Origin of the sequence: Pseudomonas wuhanensis, assembly GCF_030687395.1 — a bacterium.
GTDB lineage: Bacteria > Pseudomonadota > Gammaproteobacteria > Pseudomonadales > Pseudomonadaceae > Aquipseudomonas > Aquipseudomonas wuhanensis.
The window spans coordinates 5,317,100-5,334,200 of sequence record NZ_CP117430.1; the positions used below are offsets into that span (position 1 = coordinate 5,317,100).

Here is a 17,101-nt window from a genome sequence, read left to right on the forward strand (position 1 = left end):
AAAGCCGGGCCGATGCCCCTCCTTTGCCCTACACCTTTCAACGAGTTTTCCTGAATTTCCGATGAATAAAGCCCTCTCCGATCTGTCTTCCCACACCCCGATGATGCAGCAGTACTGGCGCCTGAAGAACCAGCACCCTGACCAGCTGATGTTCTACCGCATGGGCGACTTCTACGAGATCTTCTATGAAGACGCGAAGAAGGCCGCCAAATTGCTGGACATCACCCTGACGGCTCGTGGGCAATCGGCGGGGCAGGCCATTCCGATGTGTGGGATTCCTTACCACGCCGCGGAAGGTTACCTGGCGAAACTGGTGAAGCTCGGCGAGTCGGTGGTGATTTGTGAGCAGGTCGGCGACCCGGCCACCAGCAAAGGCCCGGTGGATCGTCAGGTGGTGCGGATTATCACCCCCGGCACGGTCAGCGATGAAGCGCTGCTGGATGAACGTCGGGACAACCTGATCGCGGCGGTACTGGGTGACGAGCGTCTGTTCGGTCTGGCGGTGCTGGACATCACCAGCGGCAACTTCACCGTGCTGGAGATCAAGGGCTGGGAAAACCTGCTGGCGGAACTGGAGCGGGTCAACCCGGTTGAGCTGATGATCCCGGACGACTGGCCGAAAGACTTGCCGGCGGAGAAACGTCGTGGGGTTCGTCGCCGTGCGCCGTGGGATTTCGAACGTGATTCGGCGCTGAAAAGTCTTTGCCAGCAGTTTTCCACCCAGGACCTGAAAGGTTTCGGCTGCGAGAACCTGACCTTGGCTATCGGCGCTGCTGGCTGCCTGCTCAGCTATGCCAAGGAAACCCAGCGCACCGCCCTGCCCCACTTGCGCAGCCTGCGTCATGAACGCCTGGACGACACCGTGGTGCTGGACGGCGCGAGCCGTCGCAACCTGGAGCTGGACACCAACCTGGCCGGCGGTCGTGACAACACTTTGCAATCGGTGGTCGATCGCTGCCAGACCGCCATGGGCAGCCGTCTGCTGACCCGCTGGCTGAACCGTCCGCTTCGGGATCTGACCGTATTGCTGGCGCGACAGAGCTCGATCACTTGCCTGCTCGACGGTTACCGCTTCGAAAAACTACAACCGCAGCTCAAGGAAATCGGTGACATCGAGCGGATACTGGCGCGGATCGGCCTGCGCAATGCCCGTCCTCGTGACTTGGCGCGCCTGCGCGATGCCCTCGGTGCATTGCCAGAGTTGCAGCTAGCGATGGCCGAGCTTGAAGCCCCGCACATCATGCAACTGGCGACGACCACCAGCACCTATCCGGAACTGGCGGCGCTGCTGGAGAAAGCCATCATCGACAACCCGCCGGCGGTGATCCGTGACGGCGGCGTGTTGAAAACCGGTTACGACAGCGAACTCGACGAGTTGCAATCGCTCAGCGAAAATGCCGGGCAGTTCCTGATCGATCTCGAAGCCCGGGAAAAGGCCCGTACCGGCCTGGCTAACCTCAAGGTCGGCTACAACCGCATTCACGGCTACTTTATTGAACTGCCGAGCAAGCAAGCCGAGTCGGCACCGGCGGACTATATCCGTCGCCAGACGCTCAAGGGTGCCGAGCGCTTCATCACCCCAGAACTGAAAGCGTTCGAAGACAAGGCGCTGTCGGCCAAGAGCCGCGCCCTGGCGCGCGAGAAGATGCTCTACGAAGCGCTGCTCGAAGACCTGATCGCCCAATTGCCGCCCTTGCAGGACACCGCCGCCGCACTGGCCGAGCTGGACGTGCTGAGCAACCTCGCCGAGCGTGCACTGAATCTGGACCTGAACTGCCCACGTTTCGTCAGCGAGCCGTGCATGCGCATCACCCAAGGTCGGCACCCGGTGGTCGAACAAGTACTCACTACGCCGTTCGTGGCCAACGACCTGAGCCTTGACGACAACACACGCATGCTAGTGATCACTGGCCCGAACATGGGCGGTAAATCCACGTACATGCGTCAGACCGCATTGATCGTACTGTTGGCGCATATCGGCAGTTTCGTGCCGGCGGCCAGTTGCGAATTGTCCTTGGTCGACCGAATCTTCACCCGGATCGGCTCCAGCGATGACCTGGCAGGTGGACGCTCGACCTTCATGGTCGAAATGAGCGAAACCGCGAACATTCTGCACAACGCCACCGAACGCAGCCTGGTACTGATGGACGAAGTCGGTCGCGGCACCAGCACCTTCGACGGTCTGTCCCTGGCCTGGGCCGCGGCTGAGCGTCTGGCGCATCTACGGGCCTATACCCTGTTCGCCACCCACTATTTCGAGCTGACAGTGCTGCCGGAAGCCCAACCGCTGGTGGCCAACGTGCACCTCAATGCCACCGAACACAACGAACGCATCGTGTTCCTGCACCACGTGTTGCCTGGGCCTGCCAATCAGAGCTATGGCCTGGCGGTTGCGCAGTTGGCCGGTGTGCCGAGTGAAGTGATCGTGCGTGCTCGTGAACATCTGAGCCGACTGGAATCCACAGCGCTGCCTCATGAGGTTCCGAAGCCGGCCAAAGGCAAACCGGTCACGCCGCAGCAGAGCGACATGTTCGCCAGCCTGCCGCACCCGGTGCTGGATGAACTGGCCAAACTTGATCTGGACGACATAACACCGCGTCGTGCACTCGAAATGCTCTATACACTAAAGACACGGATCTAACGCACTTGCCTGCAAGCTGTTAGAATCTCGCGCGGTTTGGGATGCTGCAGGCTAATAGCCTGGCCTGCAGACTATCGCTCTCAAACCTGGCGACCCCAACGTGAAGGGGCTCCGCTGCCGCCGCCTGAGGAGAAAATTAGAAATGACCTTCGTCGTCACCGACAACTGCATCAAGTGCAAGTACACCGACTGCGTAGAAGTCTGTCCGGTGGACTGCTTTTACGAAGGCCCGAACTTCCTGGTGATTCACCCGGATGAGTGCATCGACTGCGCACTGTGCGAACCAGAATGCCCTGCCGTGGCCATCTTCTCCGAAGATGAAGTGCCGGCCGGCATGGAAAACTTCATTCAGCTGAACATGGAATTGGCCGAGGTATGGCCGAACATCACTGAACGCAAAGATCCATTGCCCGATTCCGCTGAATGGGATGGCAAGCCAAACAAAATCGAACACCTCGAACGCTGATTTCCCTCGCGTTCTCGAAAAGGCCCCCTTGTGGGCCTTTTTGCTTTTCTGCAGGCAAAAAAAAGGGGCGGTTTGACCCGCCCACATTTTTTCCCTATTCCTTGTGTTCCTTTTCATCGTCCTGATGAACCGCTTCCTGCGATGTCCGTTCCCCTCTTCCTTGAAGGGCGTGTCTATCCGTCGACACAGTTCAAATACTAGAGAATTCCCCACTAAGAGCAATCGGCCTCCGTCGCTGAAATCGACTGTCACATGCCGTTAATCTAAAAAAATAATCATATAAATCAATAAGATAAACAAACACAACAGATTAAATAGACAACTACCAGGGTGTAAAAATAACGAACACTTACGAAAGAGTAAGCAAAGTCTTACAACACGAGACTACAAACCTGAGGCGGTGCAAAAAACAACGCACTTCTCATATTCCCGGAAACAAAAAGCCCCAAACCAAGTCGGGGCTTTTTGTACCGGCAGAACGAGTTGCTTATTGGAACAGCGACTCACTCGACAGGCCGTTTTTCTCGAGAATCTCCCGAAGACGCTTGAGGCCTTCAACCTGGATTTGCCTGACCCGCTCCCGGGTCAAGCCGATTTCCAGGCCTACGTCTTCAAGTGTGCTGCTCTCGTGACCTCGCAAGCCGAAGCGGCGTACGACCACCTCGCGTTGCTTGTCGGTCAGCTCCGAGAGCCACTGATCAATGCTCTGTGACAGGTCGTCGTCCTGCAACAGTTCACATGGATCGGTCGGGCGGTCGTCGGTCAGGGTGTCCAGCAGGGTTTTATCCGAATCCGGACCCAGCGAGACGTCGACCGAAGAAACCCGCTCGTTCAGGCCGAGCATGCGCTTGACCTCGCCTACCGGTTTCTCCAGCAGGTTGGCGATTTCTTCGGGTGAGGGTTCGTGATCGAGCTTTTGAGTCAGCTCCCGTGCAGCTCGTAAGTACACGTTGAGCTCTTTGACCACATGGATCGGCAACCGGATGGTCCGGGTCTGATTCATGATCGCGCGCTCGATGGTCTGACGAATCCACCAGGTGGCGTAGGTCGAAAAGCGGAATCCGCGTTCGGGATCGAACTTTTCTACTGCCCGGATCAGGCCGAGGTTGCCCTCTTCGATCAGGTCCAGCAGCGACAGCCCACGATTGACGTAACGCCGGGCGATTTTCACCACCAGCCGCAGGTTGCTTTCAATCATGCGCTTGCGTCCGGCCGGATCGCCACTTTGCGACAAGCGCGCAAAATGAACTTCTTCTTCCGGGGAGAGCAATGGGGAAAAGCCGATTTCGTTGAGGTACAGCTGCGTGGCATCGAGTGCCCGTGTGTAGTCGATGTACTTGTGTTGCTTAAGCGAAGCGGAGTGTTTGGATTTGGCACGAACGGAAGGTGGTGCATCCCCTTCATCATTCGACATCGAATCCGTGGCGATGCCGGTCTCCATCAGGAGAACCTCATCGTCGATGTCAAACTCCGGCACTTCTTTACTGAGAGCCATTGTTATAGTCCTTTGGTGAGTTCGACCTCAAGCTCAAGCGGCGCCTTGATCCCTGGCAACGCTGGAGCCTGTTCCCTCTACGTGACGGAACAGGCTGGCTAACAAATCAACGACGTGGCAGGAATTGCAGCGGATCTACAGGTTTACCTTGTCGGCGAATCTCAAAATGCAGTTTCACCCGGTCTGTACCCGTTGACCCCATTTCGGCAATTGTCTGTCCGACTTTGACCTGCTGCCCCTCCCGAACCAACAGCCTGCGGTTATGTCCGTAGGCACTGACGTAGGTGTCGCTGTGTTTGATGATGACTAATTCGCCGTAGCCCCTTAAGCCACTCCCGGCGTATACCACCGTCCCATCAGACGCAGCTAAAACAGGCTGTCCCAAATCTCCGGCGATATCAATTCCTTTATTCAAACTACCGTTTGAAGAGAATTTACCAATCAGAATGCCATTAGAAGGCCACCCCCAGCCCGTCGGGGCCGGACCGGCAGGAGGTAGTGGAGCAGGTGCCGGCTTGTTGGCGACGGACGGTGCAAGCACTGTTGTGCTGGTCGTCGCGCCATTTGCCTGACGCCGAATTACAGTGGTTTTACTCGACGACGAAGGCGAGGAACTGGACGAACTCACTACCGCCGTCGGTGTTGAACCACTGCGACCGTCGAAGCGAATTGTCTGACCCGGATGGATCGTATAAGGCGTAGGAATATTGTTCCGTGCCGCGAGGGCTTTGTAGTCCCAACCGTAGCGAAAAGCGATGGAGAACAAAGTGTCCTTGGGTCGGACAATGTACTGGCCGGTGGTCACGGCCGGACGCTGGGCGACCGCGTTGTTGCGATCGACGACGCTCGCACTCCCTGATTTGGTGCTGGAACATCCGACCAGCAAGGTACTCAAGACAAGGCCAGTCACCAGACGCTGAAAGCTCGTTATACCCATTCGCTGCGCAATGACTGTGAGACTCACCCGCCGCTCCCTTTTTGGTGGCTGATAATGTGGATTGCCGTGCTCCGGCACGAAATGTCGAAAGTATAACGGGCCGAACAGGCTTTACCTTTAATGAAGCGAACTCGCTTCACGCACACGTTTGCTGCCTGACGATGAATTCCGTTTAACCAATCGATGCCGCTGTAAGACCCAGGCAATCGAAGAGAATTCAGCGTGCTTAAACAAATGCTCAGGCCAACGGCCCATTGAGCAATGGCACAAAGCGCACCGCCCCCAGAACACGTCTTGAAAAGCCCTGTTCTTCACGGATGATCAACATCAATTGTTGAACTTCACCGGAGCCGACCGGAATGACCAGTCGCCCACCCGGTGCCAACTGATCGAGCAGTGCCTGAGGCACGTCGGTGGCCACGGCGGTGACAATGATGCCGTTGTAAGGCGCCAGCGCCGGCCAGCCTTCCCAGCCATCGCCCCAGCGAAACACCACGTTGCGCAGGTTCAGCTCCACCAGGCGCTCCTTGGCCCGGTCTTGCAGAACCTTGATGCGCTCCACGGAAAAAACCCGCTCGACCAATTGCGACAGCACCGCCGTCTGGTAACCCGAACCGGTGCCGATTTCCATCACCTTGTCCAACGGACCGGCTTCCAGCAGCAGCTCGCTCATGCGAGCCACCATATAAGGCTGGGAAATGGTCTGGTTATGCCCGATCGGCAGCGCCGTATCTTCATAGGCGCGATGAGCCAACGCCTCATCGACGAACAGATGACGCGGGGTGCGGCGGATGACTTCCAGCACCTTGGCGTTGGATATTCCCTCTTCATAGAGGCGCTGAATCAGACGCTCACGGGTTCGTTGAGAGGTCATCCCGATACCGCGATGCAGAATATGGTCTTGTTCACGAGCCATTAACGCAGACCCTCCAGCCAGCCATCGAGACTTCTGAAGGCATCATTAAAGGTGCGATCCAGTTGCAGTGGCGTGATTGAAACATAGCCTTGCATCACCGCATGGAAATCGGTACCCGGGCCGCCATCTTCAGCATCCCCCGCCGCGGCGATCCAGTAACCGGATTTACCGCGCGGGTCGACCACTTTCATCGGTGCCGCGGCGCGGGCGCGATGGCCGAGGCGGGTCAGCTGAATTCCGCGGATGTGCTCCAGAGGCAAGTTGGGAATGTTCACGTTCAGTACCGTGCGCGGTGGCAGTTCAAGGTCCGCGTGAGCCTCTACCAGTTTGCGCGCAAAATAAGCGGCTGTGGGGAGGTTCTCTACTTGCCGTGAGACGAACGAAAAGGCAAACGAAGGACGCCCAAGGAAACGTCCCTCGAGGGCCGCCGCCACGGTGCCGGAATACAGCACGTCATCTCCCAGGTTGGCCCCCAGGTTGATGCCGGAAACCACCATGTCCGGCTCGAGTTCCAGCAAGCCGTTAAGGCCCAGGTGCACGCAGTCGGTGGGTGTGCCGTTGAGGCTGATAAAGCCATTGGCCAAGGTATGCGGGTGCAACGGACGGTCGAGCGTCAGCGAGCTGCTGGCGCCGCTTTTGTCCTGGTCCGGGGCGATAACCACGCATTCGGTGTAATCCGCCAGCGCAGCATAAAGCGCGGCGAGACCGGGTGCGGTTACCCCATCGTCGTTAGAAATCAGAATACGCATGGGCTGTCCGTCTGCCCCACCGGCACCAGATCGACGAGTTCACGCACCAATACGGTGGCGAAGCATCCGGCCGGCAGGACGAATTCCAGTTGCAGAATGTCAGGCTCGGGATAATGCCACGTCAACCCGCCAATGGGCAGCCGCAGGATGCGACGTTCGTGGCTCATTCCGGCGTTAATCAACCAATCGCGCAGATCCGCTTCGCGCGCGGCGATTACCTGCTCCAGTTCATGGACAGCGCCTGACGTCGGCGAGTCACCTTCGCCCCACTGCGGGCCGGTCGGGTGCAGGTCGAGAATCGCCAGGCGAGGGTCACTGCATTCGGCCTCTCCGGCCGGGAAAAAACTGCGGCTGTCGGTGAACGCCAGCAGATCACCCACCTGAGCGCGCTGCCAGGTGCCATCGACGACACGCGCCGCCAACACTTGATTGAACAGAAAACTGCGCGCAGTGGAGAGCAGCCGCGAACGTACGTTGCGTTGTTCCGGCAGGGCCTTGCGCGCTGCCCAGGCACGGGCGTCGACGACGTTGCCGCCGTCATGCCCGAACCGCTGGGCGCCAAAATAATTGGGAATACCTTGCTTGGCGATCAGCTGCAGACGCTCTTCAATCGCTGCCTTGTCACCGGCGAACTGGGTCAAGCGCAAGGTGAAGCCATTGGCCGAGTGGGCACCGCGTTGCAGTTTGCGTTTATGCCGACCGGTCTTGAGGATTTTCAGCGTGTCGTTTTCCGCCGCCGACAGATCAGGATCAGCCTTGCCCGGCAGTTGCACGCTGAACCACTGGCGAGTCAGCGCCTGTCGGTCCTTGAGGCCGGCATAGCTGACAGTACGCAACGGCACACCCGCCGCCTTGGCGATGCGCCGTGCCGCTTCTTCGGTATTCAGACCGCGCTTTTCCACCCAGATCCACAGGTGTTCACCTTCGCCGCTGAAGGGAATATCGAGGACTTCGTCAACCTGGAAATCTTCCGCCGTGGCTTTCAATACCGCACTGCCGAGGGCTTGACCATAGGCCCGAGGGCCGAGCAATTGCAGTTCGTTCATGCGCGCAGCAACAGAGCAACGGAGTGCACGGCAATGCCTTCTTCGCGCCCCACAAAGCCAAGCTTTTCGGTGGTGGTAGCTTTTACGTTCACTTGATCCAACTCAACTTGAAGATCCGCGGCAATCAGCGCGCGCATCGATTCGATATGCGGGGCCATTTTCGGGGCCTGGGCGACGATGGTGTTATCGACGTTGCCGACTTTCCAACCCTTGGCATGGATCAGCGCGACAACGTGACGCAACAGCACACGGCTGTCGGCGCCCTTGAATTGCGGGTCGGTGTCAGGGAAGTGCTTGCCGATATCACCCAGCGCAGCTGCGCCGAGCAAGGCATCGCTCAAGGCGTGCAGCAGGACATCACCGTCGGAATGGGCGAGCAGCCCGAAGCTGTGTGCAATCCGCACGCCGCCCAGTGTGATGAAATCGCCTTCACCGAAACGGTGCACATCGTAGCCGTGGCCAATACGCATAAAAAAACGCCCCGATTTTTGTCAGGGCGTGATTCTACCTGCATTAGACGCCTAGGGCGCGTGCATGATGTTGCAAGTGGTCGTCAATGAAGCTGGCGATGAAGAAATAACTGTGGTCGTAGCCCGGCTGAAGACGCAACGTCAGCGGATGACCCGCCAGTTTAGCGGCCTGTTGCAGGGCTTCAGGCTTGAGCTGGGTGGCCAGGAAATCATCGCGATCACCCTGATCGACCAGCAGCGGCAGCTTCTCGTAAGCCTCGGCAATCAATGCACAGGCATCCCATTCACGCCACTTCGAACGGTCTTCTCCCAAGTAACGGGAAAAGGCTTTCTGGCCCCAAGGGCAATCAATCGGATTGTTGATCGGCGAGAACGCCGACACCGACAGATAACGCCCCGGATTGCGCAAGGCGCAGACCAACGCGCCGTGCCCCCCCATGGAGTGACCGCTGATGCCACGCTTGTCCGATGTCGGGAAATGCGCTTCGACCAATGCCGGCAATTCCTGCACGACATAGTCATGCATCCGATAGTGCCGCGACCACGGTTCCTGCGTGGCATTCAGATAAAACCCGGCACCGAGACCGAAGTCCCAGGCACCGTCCGGATCACCCGGCACATCAGGGCCGCGCGGGCTGGTATCCGGTGCGACGATGATCAGCCCCAGCTCGGCGGCCATGCGCATGGCACCGGCCTTTTGCATGAAGTTCTCATCAGTGCAGGTCAGGCCGGACAACCAGTACAGCACCGGCAGTTTACCGCCCTGCTCCGCTTGCGGTGGCAGGTATACGGCGAACACCATGTCGCAACCGAGCACTTCCGAACGATGCCGATAGCGTTTGTGCCAGCCGCCGAAGCTTTTCTGGCAGGAGATATTTTCCAGGCTCATTACCGACCTCAGAAATGGATGACGCTACGGATGCTTTTGCCTTCATGCATCAGGTCAAACGCCTTGTTGATATCTTCCAGGCCCATCGTGTGGGTGATGAAGGTATCCAGCGGAATCTCGCCGGTCTGGGCCATTTCGACATAGCTTGGCAACTCGGTACGCCCGCGCACACCGCCGAACGCAGAACCGCGCCAGACGCGACCGGTCACCAGTTGGAACGGACGGGTTGAGATTTCCTGACCGGCACCGGCCACGCCGATGATCACCGACTCACCCCAGCCTTTGTGGCAGCACTCAAGTGCAGCACGCATCAACTGGACGTTGCCGATGCATTCGAAGGAAAAGTCGACGCCGCCATCGGTCATGTCGACGATCACTTCCTGAATCGGACGATCGAAGTCTTTCGGGTTTACACAATCGGTCGCGCCCAATTGCCTGGCGATCTCGAACTTGGCCGGGTTGATGTCGATGGCGATGATCCGCCCTGCCTTGGCTTTGACCGCGCCAATCACAGCCGACAGACCAATGCCACCCAGACCGAAGATGGCGACGGTGTCACCTGGTTTGACCTTGGCAGTGTTGATTACCGCGCCGATGCCAGTGGTGACGCCACAACCCAGCAGGCAGACTTTTTCCAGGGGTGCTTCTTTTTGAATCTTGGCGACGGAGATTTCCGGCAGCACGGTGTACTCGGAAAACGTCGAGGTGCCCATGTAGTGGAAAATCGTTTCGCCCTTGTAGGAAAAACGCGAAGTGCCATCCGGCATCAAGCCTTTACCCTGGGTCGCACGAATCGCCTGGCAGAGGTTGGTTTTGCCCGACAGGCAGAACTTACACTTGCCACATTCCGGGGTGTACAGCGGGATCACATGGTCGCCGACCGCGACCGAAGTCACGCCCTCGCCGATCGCTTCGACCACCGCGCCACCCTCATGACCCAGGATCGACGGGAAGATACCTTCCGGGTCCGCCCCCGAGAGGGTGTAGGCATCAGTATGACAGACACCGGAGGCGACGACGCGCAGCAGGACTTCACCCGCCTTGGGCATGGCGACATCGACTTCAACGATCTCGAGGGGTTTCTTGGCCTCGAAGGCAACGGCGGCGCGCGACTTGATCATGTTGACTCTCCAGTGAATAAAAACGAGACAAGAAGTGTAATACAGCGACATCCGATGAATAATCAGGGTAAAAGCAAAACATTATTGCCATACAGGGATAATCCTGATGTCCGAAAACCGCTGGGAAGGCATCGATGAGTTCGTCGCCGTGGCCGAGTGCAGCCAATTCACCGCTGCGGCTGAACGCCTTGGGGTTTCTTCCTCTCACATCAGTCGCCAAATCGTACGACTGGAAGAGCGCCTGCAAACCCGTTTGCTCTATCGCAGCACCCGCAGAGTCACGCTGACCGAGGCCGGGCAAACCTTTTTGCAGCATTGCCAGCGTTTGCAGGACGGTCGCGAAGAAGCACTGCGCGCTGTCGGCGATCTGACCAGCGAACCCAAGGGCATGCTGCGCATGACCTGTGCCGTGGCCTACGGCGAACGATTCATTGTGCCTCTGGTGACTCGCTTCATGGGGTTGTATCCGCAACTGCGCGTCGACATCGAGCTGAGCAATCGACCGCTCGATCTGGTGCATGAAGGGCTGGACCTGGCCATCCGCCTCGGCCGCCTGCAGGATTCAAGATTGGTCGCCACACGCCTGGCACCACGGCGCATGTACCTGTGCGCCTCGCCGTCCTACCTGGAACGGTATGGTCGCCCACACAGCTTGTCGGAGCTGAGTCGCCATAATTGCCTCATCGGCAGCTCGGATATCTGGCAACTGGAACAGAACGGGCGGGAATTTTCCCAGCGCGTACAGGGAAACTGGCGCTGCAACAGTGGGCAGGCGGTGTTGGATGCCGCGCTACAAGGGGTTGGGTTGTGTCAGTTACCGGATTACTACGTCCTGGAATACCTGAAAAACGGAGAATTGATTTCGCTGCTGGAAGCCCATCAGCCGCCAAACACAGCGGTTTGGGCGCTTTATCCGCAGCAACGGCATCTGTCGCCGAAGGTGCGCAAGTTGGTGGATTACTTGAAGGAAGGGTTGGCCGAACGGCCGGAGTACCGGAGTTAGCTCTATCCGTGAGTGTCAATGACAGGTTCATTGCCTCAGCTACCGCTTTCGCGAGGCGGAGGCCCGCCTGAACACGAAAAGACTTAGCGGCGGTTAGTCCAACGCTGCCGCAACCATTCAAGGTCTTCGGGGCGAGTGACCTTGATGTTATCGGATCGCCCTTCAATCAGACGCGGCGCCTGACCCGACCACTCCATGGCCGAGGCTTCATCGGTGACAACAACGTCCGCCACCAGACTGTCCGCCAACGCCCGATGCAACGCGCCAAGGCGAAACATTTGAGGCGTATAGGCCTGCCAGATCACACTGCGATCCACCGTTTCCAGAACGCGCCCATGCTTGTCGACCCGCTTGAGGGTATCGCGCGCAGGCACCGCCAATAAACCGCCTACCGGATCGTCGGCCAGCTCACTGAGCAATTTATCGAGATCATCACGCGCCAGATTCGGTCGTGCGGCATCGTGAACCAACACCCAATCCTCATCATCAGCGCCTTGTGCATGCAGATGCAGCAAGGCATTGAGCACCGACCCGGAACGCTCGGCGCCACCTTCGACCCGCTGAATACGCGGATCAGTAGCACACGCCAGGTTCGGCCAGTAAGGATCATCAATTGCAAGACTGACCACCAACCCTTTCAGGGCAGGGTGATCGAGGAAACAGCCGAGGCTGTGTTCGAGAATAGTGCGCCCGCCCAGTTGCAAGTATTGCTTGGGGCGGTCCGCGGCCATACGGGCACCGACGCCCGCGGCAGGAATCACGGCCCAGAAGGCCGGTAACGAATTAATCATTGGGCCAACTGGTAAAGGGTTTCACCGTCCTTGACCATGCCCAACTCATGACGAGCCCGTTCTTCAACGGTCTCCATGCCCTTCTTCAATTCGCTGACTTCGGCGTCCATCACCCGATTACGCTCCAGCAACGCCTCGTTCTCGGCGTGTTGATCCGCAATCTGCTGCTTCAGCTCGGCCACTTGCGCCAGACTGCCATTACCCACCCACAGGCGGTACTGCAGGCCAGCCAGCAGCAAGAGCAGGACGAGGAACAACCAATTGGGACTGCGCATCGAATATCAGGTATCCAGTGAAAAAAGACAGCCATGCCAAAACTTTGAAGCTTCTGATAGCACGAAGCCTGGAAGAACCAGGCTTGTGCTCTTAAGGCATCAGATTAGTGGCAAATCCGTCGCTGTCGCGATTTTTCCGACACAATCCGGTGTCTTTTTTACCGTTTAGCAATCAGCCGCGGAACTCGCTGCGACCGTTGTACTTGGCTTTGCCATTCAACTGCTCTTCGATACGCAGCAGTTGGTTGTACTTGGAAACACGGTCGGAACGGCACAGGGAGCCGGTCTTGATCTGGCCAGCCGCAGTGCCCACAGCCAGGTCGGCAATGGTCGAATCTTCGGTTTCGCCGGAACGGTGCGAGATTACGGCGGTGTAACCAGCGGCCTTGGCCATCTGGATGGCTTCCAGGGTTTCGGTCAGGGTGCCGATCTGGTTGAACTTGATCAGGATCGAGTTGGCGATCTTTTTATCGATGCCTTCTTTCAGGATCTTGGTGTTGGTCACGAACAGGTCGTCACCCACCAGCTGAGTCTTCTCGCCGATCTTGTCGGTGAGGATTTTCCAGCCAGCCCAGTCGGACTCGTCCAGACCGTCTTCGATGGAGATGATCGGGTAACGCTCGGTCAGACCTTTCAGGTAATCGGCGAAACCTTCAGCGGTGAACACCTGGCCTTCGCCGGACAGGTTGTACTTGCCGTCTTCGTAGAATTCGCTAGCTGCGCAGTCCAGAGCCAGGGTCACGTCGGTGCCCAGCTTGTAACCGGCGTTGGCCACGGCTTCGGAGATCACTTTCAAAGCGTCTTCGTTGGAGGCAAGGTTCGGCGCGAAACCACCTTCGTCACCGACGGCAGTGCTCAGACCACGGGCCTTCAGTACAGCTTTGAGGTGATGGAAAATCTCGGTGCCCATGCGCAGACCTTCCGAGAAAGACTTGGCGCCTACCGGCTGAACCATGAATTCCTGAATGTCGACGTTGTTATCAGCGTGCTCGCCACCGTTGATGATGTTCATCATCGGAACCGGCATCGAGTAAACACCCGGGGTGCCGTTCAGGTTAGCAATGTGCGCGTACAGCGGCAGGTCCTGGTCCTGTGCTGCTGCCTTGGCCGCGGCCAGGGAAACGGCGAGGATCGCGTTGGCGCCCAGGGTCGCTTTGTTTTCGGTGCCGTCCAGCTTGATCATCGCGTGATCCAGCGCTTTCTGGTCGCTTGGGTCTGCACCCAGCAACAGATCGCGGATCGGACCGTTGATGTTGGCGACGGCTTTCAGAACGCCTTTGCCCAGGTAACGGCTCTTGTCGCCATCACGCAGCTCGAGTGCTTCACGCGAGCCAGTGGAAGCACCGGATGGCGCGCAAGCGCTGCCGATGATGCCGTTATCGAGAAGCACGTCTGCTTCCACAGTGGGATTGCCACGGGAGTCGAGAACTTCACGACCTTTGATGTCGACGATTTTTGCCATTGTTGTAAACACTCCAAAGTTGACGAAAACGACGCAGCTGAAGGAAATCTTTTATCGTCGGCAAGTGACAGACAGCGGGCAGGCTTGCCGGACGATAAGGCTCAAGCCCGAGGGCTTGAGCATTAAATCGTGCGGTACTTTACCGGAGAATTGAGGTTTACGCGGTTTCTACCGTCGGAAAACTCTTCACCAGTTCGTCCAGTGCTTTGAGTTGGGCCAGGAAGGGTTCCAGTTTGTCCAGACGCAAGGCGCAAGGGCCGTCGCATTTGGCGTTGTCCGGATCCGGGTGTGCTTCGAGGAACAGACCGGCCAGCGACTGGCTCATGCCGGCCTTGGCCAGGTCGGTGACCTGGGCACGACGACCACCAGCGGAATCGGAGCGACCGCCGGGCATTTGCAGCGCGTGGGTCACGTCGAAGAACACCGGGTATTCGAACTGCTTCATGATGCCGAAGCCAAGCATATCGACGACCAGGTTGTTGTAGCCGAAGCTCGAACCACGCTCGCAGAGGATCAACTGATCGTTACCCGCTTCTACGCACTTGTTCAGGATGTGTTTCATTTCCTGAGGCGCAAGGAACTGGGCTTTCTTGATGTTGATCACCGCGCCGGTCTTGGCCATCGCGACCACGAGGTCGGTCTGGCGCGACAGGAAGGCCGGCAACTGGATGATGTCGCAGACTTCCGCGACGACCGCGGCCTGATCAGGCTCGTGGACGTCGGTGATGACCGGCACGCCAAAGGCTTGCTTGATGTCCTGGAAAATCCGCATGCCCTCTTCCAGGCCGGGGCCACGGTAAGAGGTCACAGAAGAACGGTTCGCCTTGTCGAAACTGGCCTTGAACACGTAAGGGATACCGAGTTTCTCGGTGACCTTTACGTACTCTTCGCAGACCTGCATCGCCATGTCGCGGCTTTCCAGCACGTTCATGCCGCCGAACAGCACCATTGGCTTGTCGTTGGCAATCTCGATGTTGCCTACGCGGATGATTTTCTGCGCCATCAGGTTTACGCCTTCTTCTGGTGTTGGGCCAAAGCGGCTTTGACGAAGCCGCTGAACAATGGGTGACCATCGCGTGGTGTCGAGGTGAACTCAGGGTGGAACTGGCAAGCGACGAACCATGGATGATCCGGCGCTTCGACCACTTCAACCAGCGCGCCATCACCGGAGCGACCGGAGATTTTCAGACCGGCCTCGATGATTTGTGGCAGCAGGTTGTTGTTCACTTCGTAGCGATGACGGTGACGCTCGACGATCACATCCTTGGCGTAGCAATCGTGCACCAGGGAACCTGGCTCAAGCAGGCAATCCTGAGCGCCAAGGCGCATGGTGCCGCCCAGATCGGAGGTTTCGGTGCGGGTTTCGACTGCGCCGGTGGCATCTTCCCACTCGGTGATCAGACCCACGACCGGGTGACCGCTGGCGCGATCGAACTCGGTGGAGTTGGCGTCTTTCCAGCCCATGACGTTACGAGCGAACTCGATAACGGCCACTTGCATGCCCAGGCAGATGCCCAGGTACGGAACCTTGTTTTCGCGAGCGTATTGAACGGCAGTGATCTTGCCTTCAACACCACGCAGACCAAAGCCGCCCGGTACCAGAATCGCGTCGACGCCTTCCAGCAGCGCGGTGCCCTGGTTTTCGATGTCTTCGGAATCGATGTAGCGCAGGTTGACCTTGGTGCGGTTGCTGATGCCGGCGTGACTCATCGCTTCGATCAGCGACTTGTAGGCGTCCAGCAGCTCCATGTACTTGCCGACCATGGCGATGGTGACTTCGTGTTCCGGGTTCAGCTTGGCATCCACCACCGCTTCCCACTCGGACAGATCGGCGCTGTCGCATTGCAGGCCGAAACGCTCGACAACGAAATCATCCAGGCCCTGGGAGTGCAGAATGCCCGGGATCTTGTAGATGGTGTCGGCGTCTTCCAGCGCGATCACCGCACGTTCTTCAACGTTGGTGAACTGCGCGATCTTGCGACGCGAAGAGATGTCGATCGGGTGATCGGAGCGGCACACCAGCACGTCTGGCTGCAAGCCGATGGAACGCAGTTCCTTGACCGAGTGCTGAGTTGGTTTGGTTTTGGTTTCGCCGGCCGTGGCGATGTACGGCACCAGCGTCAGGTGCATCAGCATCGCGCGCTTGGCGCCGACTTCGAAACGCAATTGACGGATCGCTTCGAGGAACGGTTGCGACTCGATGTCACCCACGGTGCCACCGATCTCGACCATGGCCACGTCGGCATCGCCGGCGCCCTTGATGATCCGGCGCTTGATTTCGTCGGTGATGTGCGGGATCACCTGAATGGTTGCGCCCAGGTAATCACCACGACGCTCTTTGCGCAGGACGTGTTCATAGACACGGCCGGTGGTGAAGTTGTTGTTCTGGGTCATGGTCGTGCGGATGAACCGCTCGTAGTGGCCCAGGTCCAGGTCGGTCTCGGCGCCGTCGTGGGTGACGAACACTTCACCGTGCTGGAACGGGCTCATGGTGCCCGGGTCAACGTTGATGTACGGGTCCAGCTTCAGCATGGTGACCTTAAGTCCCCGCGCCTCCAGGATGGCCGCCAATGAAGCCGAGGCAATGCCTTTCCCCAATGAAGAAACAACACCGCCCGTGACGAATATGTAGCGCGTCATGAAAAACCCTAGAAGTCTGCGTTAAAGCGGTCCGAGCCGCCGGGGAAAGCGAAGGAAGGCCGAAGCCCCCGATCACCTGCATTAATCACAGTGCATCTTTCAAAAAAACCGCCGCGTTGGGACAGACCGGTAGATGAAACACCGGTAGGTTGCTCGCTACACATTTTTTGGAATCGCCCAGCAAAGACTGCTTGGTAATC

General features: G+C 58.2%; 16 protein-coding genes. 3 read left to right on the top strand and 13 right to left on the bottom strand.

Annotated features, from left to right (window positions below; translation table 11 throughout):
- Positions 1-61 precede the first annotated feature (61 nt).
- Both mutS and fdxA read left to right on the top strand, forming a co-directional pair.
- Entirely contained in the window at positions 62-2,641 is a 2,580-nt protein-coding gene (gene mutS / locus PSH88_RS24635) for a DNA mismatch repair protein MutS (protein WP_305423186.1), read from the top strand.
- A gap of 142 nt (positions 2,642-2,783) precedes the next feature.
- A complete protein-coding gene (gene fdxA, locus PSH88_RS24640) occupies positions 2,784-3,107 on the top strand; it encodes a ferredoxin FdxA (protein ID WP_305423187.1) in 324 nt (107 codons plus the stop codon).
- Positions 3,108-3,594: 487 nt separating this feature from the next.
- Here the strand turns inward: fdxA and rpoS are convergent, their stop codons facing one another.
- From rpoS to PSH88_RS24680, 8 genes are all read right to left on the bottom strand, one after another.
- Positions 3,595-4,602 (bottom strand): RNA polymerase sigma factor RpoS, encoded by a 1,008-nt coding sequence (gene rpoS, locus PSH88_RS24645; protein ID WP_007907200.1) that lies wholly within the window; start codon positions 4,600-4,602, stop codon positions 3,595-3,597.
- 106 nt (positions 4,603-4,708) lie between these two features.
- Complete coding sequence (locus PSH88_RS24650; protein WP_305423188.1) at positions 4,709-5,566, bottom strand: peptidoglycan DD-metalloendopeptidase family protein; 858 nt, start codon at positions 5,564-5,566, stop codon at positions 4,709-4,711.
- 211 nt (positions 5,567-5,777) lie between these two features.
- Positions 5,778-6,413, bottom strand: coding sequence for a protein-L-isoaspartate(D-aspartate) O-methyltransferase (locus PSH88_RS24655; protein ID WP_177318845.1), 636 nt, complete (start codon positions 6,411-6,413; stop codon positions 5,778-5,780).
- Positions 6,414-6,454: 41 nt separating this feature from the next.
- Positions 6,455-7,204 (bottom strand): 5'/3'-nucleotidase SurE, encoded by a 750-nt coding sequence (surE, locus tag PSH88_RS24660; protein ID WP_305423189.1) that lies wholly within the window; start codon positions 7,202-7,204, stop codon positions 6,455-6,457.
- Positions 7,192-8,250 (bottom strand): tRNA pseudouridine(13) synthase TruD, encoded by a 1,059-nt coding sequence (gene truD / locus PSH88_RS24665; protein ID WP_305423190.1) that lies wholly within the window; start codon positions 8,248-8,250, stop codon positions 7,192-7,194. Before truD ends, surE begins: the two co-directional genes overlap by 13 nt.
- On the bottom strand, positions 8,247-8,720 hold the full coding sequence (ispF, locus tag PSH88_RS24670; RefSeq protein ID WP_305423191.1) for a 2-C-methyl-D-erythritol 2,4-cyclodiphosphate synthase: 474 nt from the start codon (positions 8,718-8,720) through the stop codon (positions 8,247-8,249). Before ispF ends, truD begins: the two co-directional genes overlap by 4 nt.
- A gap of 43 nt (positions 8,721-8,763) precedes the next feature.
- Entirely contained in the window at positions 8,764-9,609 is an 846-nt protein-coding gene (fghA, locus tag PSH88_RS24675; protein ID WP_305423192.1) for an S-formylglutathione hydrolase, read from the bottom strand.
- An 8-nt stretch (positions 9,610-9,617) separates the two neighbouring features.
- Entirely contained in the window at positions 9,618-10,730 is a 1,113-nt protein-coding gene (locus tag PSH88_RS24680) for an S-(hydroxymethyl)glutathione dehydrogenase/class III alcohol dehydrogenase (protein ID WP_305423193.1), read from the bottom strand.
- Positions 10,731-10,836: 106 nt separating this feature from the next.
- Here PSH88_RS24680 and PSH88_RS24685 point away from each other — a divergent pair, with 106 nt between their 5' ends.
- On the top strand, positions 10,837-11,733 hold the full coding sequence (locus PSH88_RS24685; RefSeq protein WP_305423195.1) for a LysR substrate-binding domain-containing protein: 897 nt from the start codon (positions 10,837-10,839) through the stop codon (positions 11,731-11,733).
- An 83-nt stretch (positions 11,734-11,816) separates the two neighbouring features.
- Here PSH88_RS24685 and ispD read toward each other — a convergent pair whose 3' ends face one another.
- The 5 genes from ispD to pyrG all read right to left on the bottom strand — a co-directional run bounded on the left by ispD (position 11,817) and on the right by pyrG (position 16,901).
- A complete protein-coding gene (ispD, locus tag PSH88_RS24690; RefSeq protein WP_305423196.1) occupies positions 11,817-12,524 on the bottom strand; it encodes a 2-C-methyl-D-erythritol 4-phosphate cytidylyltransferase in 708 nt (235 codons plus the stop codon).
- Positions 12,521-12,799: a cell division protein FtsB gene (gene ftsB / locus PSH88_RS24695; RefSeq protein ID WP_007907178.1), complete on the bottom strand. Its 279-nt coding sequence runs from the start codon at positions 12,797-12,799 to the stop codon at positions 12,521-12,523. Before ftsB ends, ispD begins: the two co-directional genes overlap by 4 nt.
- Positions 12,800-12,971: 172 nt before the next feature.
- Positions 12,972-14,261, bottom strand: a complete 1,290-nt coding sequence (gene eno, locus PSH88_RS24700) for a phosphopyruvate hydratase (protein ID WP_007907175.1) — start codon at positions 14,259-14,261, stop codon at positions 12,972-12,974.
- Between the two features lie 157 nt (positions 14,262-14,418).
- Positions 14,419-15,264, bottom strand: coding sequence for a 3-deoxy-8-phosphooctulonate synthase (gene kdsA, locus PSH88_RS24705; RefSeq protein ID WP_008072675.1), 846 nt, complete (start codon positions 15,262-15,264; stop codon positions 14,419-14,421).
- Between the two features lie 5 nt (positions 15,265-15,269).
- On the bottom strand, positions 15,270-16,901 hold the full coding sequence (pyrG, locus tag PSH88_RS24710) for a CTP synthase (protein ID WP_305423197.1): 1,632 nt from the start codon (positions 16,899-16,901) through the stop codon (positions 15,270-15,272).
- Positions 16,902-17,101 lie beyond the last annotated feature (200 nt).